This window comes from Neobacillus drentensis (assembly GCF_036966985.1).
Classification (GTDB): domain Bacteria; phylum Bacillota; class Bacilli; order Bacillales; family Cytobacillaceae; genus Neobacillus; species Neobacillus drentensis_E.
Map to the genome: position 1 here is coordinate 1 of NZ_JBALSN010000089.1, position 9,507 is coordinate 9,507.

At 38.5% G+C, this 9,507-nt stretch carries 7 protein-coding genes and 1 pseudogene; 1 reads left to right on the plus strand and 7 read right to left on the minus strand.

The window, feature by feature from the left end; translation table 11 throughout:
• The 7 genes and pseudogenes from V7659_RS06500 to V7659_RS06525 all read right to left on the minus strand — a co-directional run.
• A pseudogene (locus V7659_RS06500) lies at window positions 1-449 on the minus strand (o-succinylbenzoate synthase); the annotation flags it as partial.
• Window positions 450-477: 28 nt separating this feature from the next.
• Entirely contained in the window at window positions 478-1,356 is an 879-nt protein-coding gene (locus tag V7659_RS06505; protein WP_335538911.1) for a MurR/RpiR family transcriptional regulator, read from the minus strand.
• Window positions 1,357-1,431: 75 nt separating this feature from the next.
• Window positions 1,432-2,925, minus strand: coding sequence for a M81 family metallopeptidase (locus V7659_RS06510; protein ID WP_335538912.1), 1,494 nt, complete (start codon window positions 2,923-2,925; stop codon window positions 1,432-1,434).
• Window positions 2,926-2,974: 49 nt separating this feature from the next.
• A complete protein-coding gene (locus tag V7659_RS06515) occupies window positions 2,975-4,204 on the minus strand; it encodes an MFS transporter (protein ID WP_335538913.1) in 1,230 nt (409 codons plus the stop codon).
• Window positions 4,205-4,316: 112 nt separating this feature from the next.
• Window positions 4,317-5,822 carry an amidase gene (locus tag V7659_RS06520; protein ID WP_335538915.1) on the minus strand — a complete coding sequence of 502 codons (1,506 nt, stop codon included), beginning with the start codon at window positions 5,820-5,822 and terminating at the stop codon, window positions 4,317-4,319.
• Window positions 5,823-6,221: 399 nt separating this feature from the next.
• A complete protein-coding gene (locus tag V7659_RS32060) occupies window positions 6,222-6,425 on the minus strand; it encodes a Dabb family protein (protein ID WP_420491707.1) in 204 nt (67 codons plus the stop codon).
• A 92-nt stretch (window positions 6,426-6,517) separates the two neighbouring features.
• Complete coding sequence (locus V7659_RS06525; protein ID WP_335538918.1) at window positions 6,518-7,771, minus strand: flavin-dependent oxidoreductase; 1,254 nt, start codon at window positions 7,769-7,771, stop codon at window positions 6,518-6,520.
• Between the two features lie 773 nt (window positions 7,772-8,544).
• On the opposite strand from V7659_RS06525, the gene V7659_RS06530 reads away from it, so the two are divergent.
• On the plus strand, window positions 8,545-9,507 hold a 963-nt coding region (locus tag V7659_RS06530; protein WP_335538916.1), incomplete at its 3' end, for an MFS transporter.

Genomic DNA, 9,507 nt, shown 5'->3' on the forward strand with positions numbered 1-9,507 from the left:
ACTTTCTCTAGCACTTTTCCCACTGTTGCTTCGATTCCGATACTGACGCCTACATCGATTTCTTTTTTATCACCGCCGAGAGCGGTCGCAAGTGAAATCCCTTGTTGTTTTGCATATAAATCCCAAACTGCTCCATCAATAACTGCTTTAGCCATGTTATTCCGTCGAATTGGCTGAAATAGTTTGTGAATCTCAGTAGGATGTTTGATTCTTTCAACTGAAAACAATTTAGGTATTAGAAATTCCTTAAGGATATAACTGACGGTTCCCGTTGTTTCTTCATTATAGATAGGATAGGGAAGGGAAGCGCTCTCAGCATATCCGACAAAATCTCCGCTATGAATACTTACTACGAGAAAGTCTTTAAAGGTCAAACGTCCAAAGCTCGTTTCAAATGGTTGCTTAAGCGGCATTTTCAGTCTAGATATTTCCACTTTATCAATGTTCATATCATAGTCCCTTTCACTTTTAATGTTTTTAGTTCAAATCGTTCTCATGCTTATAAAATGGGAAAAACTGCTCGCTCGTTTGTTGGTAATCATTAATACGATTTTGTACCTCTTCCCACTTCGATGAGGCAACGCCAGATACAATCACATTCAGCAAGGAAAACATGGTAGCCATCCCATTTAGCCCTGTAGGAGAGGGTGTGTAAACCTTTATCAACAAATCCGCAAATGCTCCTAACGGAGATATTTCATTATCGGTAATCGCAATTATTTTTGCTCCCTTTTTCTTAGCGGCCTTGACAAACGAAATGGTTTCTTCTGCATAACGCGGGAAAGAGAAGGCGATAACCAGACTGTCCTGGTCCATGTCTGAAATTAAAGAAATGGCGTCGTCAATTTCACCTCGATACAGATGGGTGTTTCCTTTCACAATATTTAAACTAAACGCGAGCCAATTAGCAGCTGCATACGAACTTCTCATACCGATGACACATCTCTTTTTTGAATAGAGAATGGCATCGATAATTTTTTGATATAATTCCCCGTTCAAAGAATCCAGGGTTTTTTCTATAAAAGCCATATCACGTTCCTTGATTTGTTTGATAAGATCATCATTATTCTGGCTAAGGGCCCCAGTTGATACTCTATACTTCCCCAATGGATCTGTTTGTCCATTTTCTAATAAGCTTGTCTGAATTTCCTTTTGCAATTGACTAAATCCTGTATATCCAAGCGCATAACAGAGACGTATCACTGTAGTTTCACTGGTTGATGTCAACTCACCAACTTCTTTTGCCTTTTGGAATGCGATTTGTTGTGGATGATCCAATATAAATTTGGCAACAATTTTTTGACGATTTGTTAGCTTATTAAAATTTATTCGAATGAGTTCTTTAATAGGTTCCATTTCTGATCTACCTTTCTAGATGCTGTGGTCCTTGAATTGGAACCTACAAGTTCACATCTTTTATATCGAAATTTATTAATATACTTTTGATGCCTGCTTTTTATAATCTTGTACAGCGTCTAAAGGGAAGATTGGCCGATTGATTCGTTTATAATCAAATGACGAGAAATCACATGTACTTAAACCTGGTGAATCGACTGTAATAATTTCTTTTGCAATCGACTGAAATGCTGCTCTAAAGTGCTGACTTGATTTTAACGCTACAACTTTATATTCTGCTACATCAATACCATGAAGTAAGAACACCTGCTCATCAAACGTTTGAGCTCTTACCGAGCAAACAATGATATCTACATTCTCGGTTTGTAATCTCGCAGATTTTCCAAGATTTACTTTTATTCCTTTCCACATAGGAGAAGTTTGGAAAAACTGACCGTCCGATAAACTCTTTACATAAACTTTTAGGGACAAAGGTCGGCCGTGTAATAAATCTGTTTTGCCTCCCAATTCTACATTTATATGTGACCCTGGACCTGCTTGATGAGCCAACTCTGCGACTTCAGGGTCGTAAATAAATCCAAAGCATGTCTTTGGAGCATTTGCTTCTACCATTGCTTTTAATAAGAATGTTCCATCCCCTGGAGTCCCTCCACCTGGATTATCCGAGGTTTCGTTGATTACGATCGGTTGGCCCTGCTTAGATAAAGCCTGTTGAATTCCATCCTCAGGTGTTGGCAGGTCTGGGCGAAACTCCATTCTTTTTCCCCAAATAGTGCTTGCTACCTTGTCCCCCACTTTTTGAGCCAATAAAGGATCGCCGTTTGTTATCGTAAGGACTGTAACGCCGACATCAGGAATATCCGTATAGGGAAACCCATGGAAGAATGTACAATCCACTACTTTCTGGTCCTTTTCTAATTCCCAGCATAACTCATTGATATCCTTTGCTGGCGATACATAGGTTGTTGAGGTAGGAATGATTAGAGGCAGCTTTTCTAGATGCATTACTGGCTCTATTTTACCTTGGATGATTTGCTCTAGTAACTCAACGGCCTCTTTTCCTCTTTCATGAGAATCCGTATGTGGATAAAAATTAACGCCTAAAAGAGCATTTGCCTCTTGCACCATTAATTCTGTAACATTTGCATGTAAATCTAATGTTACAACAATAGGAATCTTATATCCAATGGATTTTCGGAGGGATTTTAGTAAATACCCTTCTAAATCATCGATTCCTTCAACAACACCAGCCCCGTGTAATGCTAGACAAATTCCGTCTACCTCTCCTGCATTTTGGATGCCGGTAATTAACTCATTTTCTAATGTTTCATAGGTCTCTTTCGTGATCATTCCTGATGGACCAGTGAAGGCTGAATAGGTTGGGGCGATTTCGATACCTAGTTGGTTGCATTTATCAATCATGCCCCCTACGTAATCATCAACTCCTAGATGTCTTTCTATAATTTCTTCCTTGTAATCCCATTCCCAGTTTTTAAAAAGTTCGACTGTCGTTGGCACATTCGAAAATGTGTTAGTTTCATGAGCAATCTGTGCTATAGCTATTTTCATAGAAACTTCCTCTTTTCATTAAATTTAATTGATATAGCAACTTAGCTACCTATGCACTTTTTACGTTTGATTCTAGTGATTTCTTAGTATCACCAAGTGTAAAACAGGCTATCACAGAGATAACAGAAGAAAGGATTAAGAAATAGAATGCAGCATCGTAAGAACCATTAAAAGCAGTGATTAAAAAGCCCATGATCATTGGAGACACAAAGCCAGCTAACTGCCCGCCAAAATTTATCATGCCGGCAGCAGATCCCATAACGGCAGTAGGAAGGAATTTTAGCGGTAATGACCAAATCCCTGCGAACCCTGCATATAAGAAAAAGGCTGATATTATTTGATAGGTAACTGCCAGTTGAAGGGAAGGAGTTTTAAACATAAGGTAAAGAAACAGAGCCCCCAGTACTGTCACAACAATCGCAAAGTATTTTTCTCGGCCTACAAAATATTTATCAACTACCCATCCTCCTAGTACCATCGCAATTCCTCCTGCAAAAAATGGTAATGATGAAACAAAACCAGCTTGCAGAAGATCCAATTCACGTACTTTTAAAAGGTAGGAAGGCAGCCAGGATGCAAATCCCCAAATAACAACATCTAATCCAAACCATGCAATAACTAGTTTCCACATCGTTGAATTTCGCAGTAGGTCCTTCATAGAAATCTCTTTATTTTTTGACTCTTTAGAATCATCTGTTTTTTGTTTCGGCTTCTTTAGAATGGTCGAATAAACAGCAACGAGAACAATTCCTGCTATTCCAATTACGATAAACATGTTTCTCCACCCCAACACCAGCATCATTGGTGCGGCAAAGAGAGGAGCTAAGGCAGCGCCAAAAGCGTTGGAAGATAACATCGTGGACTGAGCTTTCGCCCGTTCTGCTTTTGGAAAATATTCGGCAATTGCTTTTGAACTGGCAGCAGGGAATCCGCTTTCACCAACTCCGAATAAGAATCGGATGATGAGCAAAGAAGTCAATGACCATGCAAAGCCTGTAAACACCGTGAACAATGACCACGCAATAAGTGATACAACCATTATTCTTTTTGAACCGAACTTGTCTGCCAAATAACCGCCTGGAATTTGCATTAATGCATAACCAGCAAAAAAGGCACTTAGAACAATTCCTAATGATGCAGCACTTAAATGAAGGTCATCCCCTATTGACGTAAGGGCTACACTCATGACCATACGGTCTAAATATGCAACCATCCACCCTGCAAATAGAATAAAAAGGATAAAATACTTATTTTGTGAGAACTCGCGCAAACGCCCCATAAATTTTCCTCCCAAATTAAATTTTATTAAGACTTAAAATGAGTTCTTATTCTTGTTTTTTCACCTTGGAAAGTTTGTTATTTCTGAGAAGTAATTATTTATTTGTAGTCGTTTAATTTCTTGAGGATATTTGATGAATGTCTAAGATGCGATTTCTACAAATCTCATAAATTTGATTCCATGGTTTTAGCTTTTCAAATACAGCACTAGCTGTAATAACATCGGTATCCGCATATCGTTTTCCGATTATTTGCAATCCAACAGGAAGTTGGTCCGCAAGCCCTGCAGGGATCGATGCAGAAGGATGACCGGTAAAATTGGTAATATAGGTCATACACCATCCAATTAGAGAATCTATTTCTACACCGTTAATTTGACTCGGCCCAACCGTGTTTCCATCATAGCCATTTTCTGTTGGGAGGGTGGCTACCGTTGGTGTTATTAATAAATCATAATCATTAAATACGCTTTGAACCGTGTCATAGATAGTAGTACGCATAATTTCGTCTTGATTAACATCGAGCATGTTCATCTGGTAGGCTCTCTCAATCCATTCAAGATACTGGGGAGGCAAATCTTCTCGATGATCCTTTAATAAATCAATTCCCTTACTTTTATAATTTTCGAATATGGAAATAGACCCTCTCATTACAATCCGATTAAAGAGTTCACTTAACTCACGTTGATCATAGGGAATACCGATATCCACTTCTTCAACGGATGCTCCAGACTGTTGGAATACTTTTACAGCTTCTGCAACGCTTTGAGCAACACGACGATCAACGGGGTAAACGCCAAAATTTGAACTGTAAGCAATACGCCATCCTTTGATAGAACCCTTTAATGCTGAGAGGAAGTCCATTTTTTCATCTAGACAATATGGATCCCGATTGTCATACCCTGTTAACATGCTAAGACTTAGCGCAGCGTCCTCAACAGTCCGAGTCAATGTTCCTTCTGTGGAGGATATGTAAGTTCTCAAACCATTAGGTCGCCCTAAGAAAGGTACGCGACCCCCAGAAGGCTTAAAACCATATATCCCACACCATGCTGCTGGGATGCGAGTCGATCCGCCGGTATCCGATCCTTGAGCAATTGGAACAAGGCCATCAGCAACTGCAGCCGCGCCACCACCAGAAGATCCCCCTGCGTTTTTACTTAAATCAAATGGATTTCGTGTTGGTCCAAACAAATAATTATCTGTTACTCCACGAAAACCTAAGACTGGACTATTAGTCTTACCTAGTAAAATACCACCGGTTTTTTCAAAACGTTCCCCATAGGCACAATAATGGTTAACTACGTTATTTTTAAATGCCTTTATCCCCCCAAAGGTAGAAATCCAGCCAGGCTTTGCCCCAAACAAATCTTTTAACGCAGAAGGTACACCATGAAAAATGCCGACATCCTCACCAGCTAACAAAAGACGTTCCGCCTCTTTCGCTTTGATCAATGCATCTTGATATCCAAAATAGACAAAAGCATTTAAACTCTTATTTCTTTCCTCAATACGTTGGATAAAGGCTTCTGTCACTTCTACTGGGGAAAATTCAAGGTCTTTGATTTTTGTAGCTATTTCTCTAGCTGACATATAGGCCACTTCATTATGTGAAATCATTTTAAGCCCCCATACTAAAAGATTTTCATCACATGGATAATCTCAATCCCTATAGCCCCTTTCCATTTATTGAAGTATCAACTTCAAAATTACAATTATTTTGAAGTTATAACTTTATGATTTAAAGTTTAAATAATTTAGAAGATTTAGTCAATTACTTTTTTATAATTTTTTAGATTTCCAATACATAAGTCCGGGCTCAATCTTGAATATTTACGTTTCATTGAATTCTGTTTGGTTTCCCTAATTGTTTGCATAAAAAAATCCACCATTCATATAGAATTCGGTGGATTTGACACACTTAATAGCAGTCTACTTTTATTATGAAATTTTCCCGAAAACTACTGGTGGTTTTTCACTTACAACTAAAGCACATTTTCAAGCATACCACTTGCAGCTTCATTTTACATCGAAATCAACTATGATTACATCTTCCAATCCTATCTCCTTCAAATAGTTAAATATCTCTTGATGGGCAGGATGAGGGCCATAATTTTCTAGTGAAGTTCTGTCCTTGAATCGAACTGTTAATCCTATTTCGTATCCTTTGTTTCTATCTGAAAAATTAATGCCTTGCTGGATGTCCAATATCCCGGGTATCATGTTTTTTTACTGTAAGGTCCGGTGTATCAATTCCTCTTTTTGTTCCTCTGTTGCTTTTGGTAATAGTTTTATTAAGACTATATGTTCTACCATTATTGGACCTCTTTTAATTGGTTCAATTTTTCACTATCGAATCCGGCGATTTGTTTATACTTTTTGGAAATCATTTCTAATTCTCTTTGGGAGATTACTTCTTCTAAATTTTCAAAGCCGTTAGGTGCACGGTCTTCCACAATTTGCATAACGACCTCAGGTCCATTTTTTCGATTAGCCAACACGATGCTAGCTGTTGCCTCTAATCTTTCAGCTTCATATACCTTTAAAGCCTGTTCAAGAGTAGGCTGTTCAACAATTGCTTTCCCTAAAGCATCTGCATCAAGAATTGCTTGAGAAGCACCATTTGAACCAATCGGATACATTGGATGTGCTGCATCTCCAAGTAATGTTATCCGGCCAAAGGTCCATTGCGGAAGCGGATCGCGATCGACCATTGGAAATTCAAAAACATCGTCTGTTTCCTCAATTAACTTCGGAATATCAAGCCAATCAAAATTCCACGATTTAAAGGCAGGTGCAAATTTATTCTTGTCGATTTTACGGTTCCAATCTGCACGTGACGGCATTTCATCACTTACAGTTAACTCAGCAATCCAGTTTACAAGGGATTTTCCATTTGCAGCAGTTTCAGGGCAAACTGGATAGGCAACAAACTTTTGATCCTGATATCCAGCCATAATCATCGATCTCCCTGTTAAGAATGAAGAGGATTCAGTTAGGCCACGCCATAAAATCCGCCCGCTGAATTTAGGGAGCCCTTCATTTGGATAATAGAATTTTCGAACTGCAGAATGTATTCCGTCTGCCGCAATTAACACATCTCCAGTGTAAGAGCCCAAATGCTCTCCAGTTTTGCGATTTTCAAACTGCGCCTCGACTTTGTTGCCTAACGTTTGAAAAGAAATCAAATGATGACCAGTTAACACTGCGTTTTCTCCCAATTGTTCTTTTACAGCCTTTAAGAGAAGCATTTGTAAGCGTCCGCGATGGATAGAGTACTGTGGCCAGCGGTATCCTGCGTTCATTCCTCTTGGCTCCTGCCATATATTTTTGCCAAATTTATTTACATAAATTAGTTCTGCCGTAGGCAATCCCGTTTGTTCGAGTTCATTTGCTAATCCTAATTCTGTGAGAACTCTAACAGCATGGGGCAACAGATTAATCCCAACTCCAAGTGCTCTTATAGTTTCAACACTTTCAAATACACGCACTGACACGCCAACGCGGTGAAGTTTAAGGGCAGTCACAAGCCCGCCAATTCCACCACCAACAATTATAGCTGATTTCATGTTAGTCAATTGAATTCCTCCAAGTAAATTTCACTTTTCTTAATTTTACAATAGTTTTCTTGCATATCAATAAAAATAGAGTAAGTTTTATAAAAACTCACTCTACAAATATTGATAGTCCTATATGTGAACTTTATACAGATGTTGTAATTCCAGAATCTTCTGAAATATAACTTAACACTTTTAACCGGTGCTGTTTCCTTGAGGATATTTTTCTTCATCCCCTCTTCATTGGTCCTAGCAATGGGCAACCTATTTTTTATTAAATGAAAATTCCCATAGCAATAATTAGTCGCTTTAATCGATAATTGCTACTGCACGGGTCCAACTACCGCTTCCGCCTTTAATTACTAATCTCGCAAGAAGCATGCCAATATCGAAAACGCTATCCTTTACAACATTCAGAAAAATAATCATTTAATTTCCCCAAGATTTTTGTCCGAAATCGCTACACTACTGTTCGAATTGTCCGAAATCAGTACAACAAACTAAGCTCGTTCTAGGGCAACCGTGCTGTCGCCCAATAAAAAGAAGCGGGAAAATCCCCGCTTTTTTTGTGTGTTTGATGGTTCTATGTACCCGGTTTAGTATAAATATTCCGAAAAATTTAAATCTTTTATTGAAATTGAAATCATTAGTGTTTATAATTTCTAAATAGAGAACATATTTCACTATATATAAAGAGCAAATAGTGTTAACCGATAACAAAGGCGAATTCTCTCCTATTTTCGTAAGCGTTATCATCTAATTTTATTTTTGAAGGGGATAAGAAAATGACAACGATTAATTCTACCGAAGTTATTGCAAACAGCAAATTTAACCGCTTTCATTTAGGGTTACTATTATGGAGTTTTTTCATTATCCTGTTTGATGGTTATGATCTGGTTGTCTATGGAACTGTTTTACCCACCTTGATAGAAAAATGGAATCTTTCATCGGTGGAAGCAGGAGCAATCGGGACCTATGGGTTGTTTGGGATGATGTTTGGGGCAATCTTTTTCGGTACTTTGGCTGACCGGATTGGCAGAAAGAACGTAGTTGCTATAACGTTAGTACTGTTTAGTTTATTTACATTCCTTTGCGGCTTTGCCGAAACCCCTACTACTTTCTCAACCTTTCGTTTCTTAGCTGGCTTGGGTTTGGGAGGAATCATGCCGAATGTTATCGCACTTTTAACTGATTATGCTCCTAAAACGATGAGAAGTATGATTGTAAGTATCGTATTATGTGGTTATTCTGTTGGGGGAATTCTTGCTCCCTTAATAGGGATCACCTTAATGCCAACATTCGGATGGAAGTCAATCTTCTGGTTTGCGGGTCTTCCTCTATTATTATTACCTATTATGTATAAACAGCTGCCTGAAACAGCCAGCTATCTTATCCGTACAGGCAAAAAAGAAAAATTGATTGCAACCCTTGCCAAAGTAAGTCCCGAATCACATTTTAGTCAAAATGACGAGGTTATCAACTTAAAAACACAAGAAACAAAGGTTCCTATAATAGGATTATTTAAAGAGAACAGGGCCTTCAGTACGGTTATGTTTTGGACTGCATTCTTCAGTTGTCTATTGATGGTTTATGGTTTGAATACTTGGCTCCCAAAATTAATGATGGAAGCAGGATATGGATTAAACTCAAGCTTAGGATTTCTCATTGCCCTCCAAGGTGGAGCCATTATCGGGACACTTATAATCGGAAGACTTTGTGATAAATACGGTTCCAAAAGAATGCTTGTT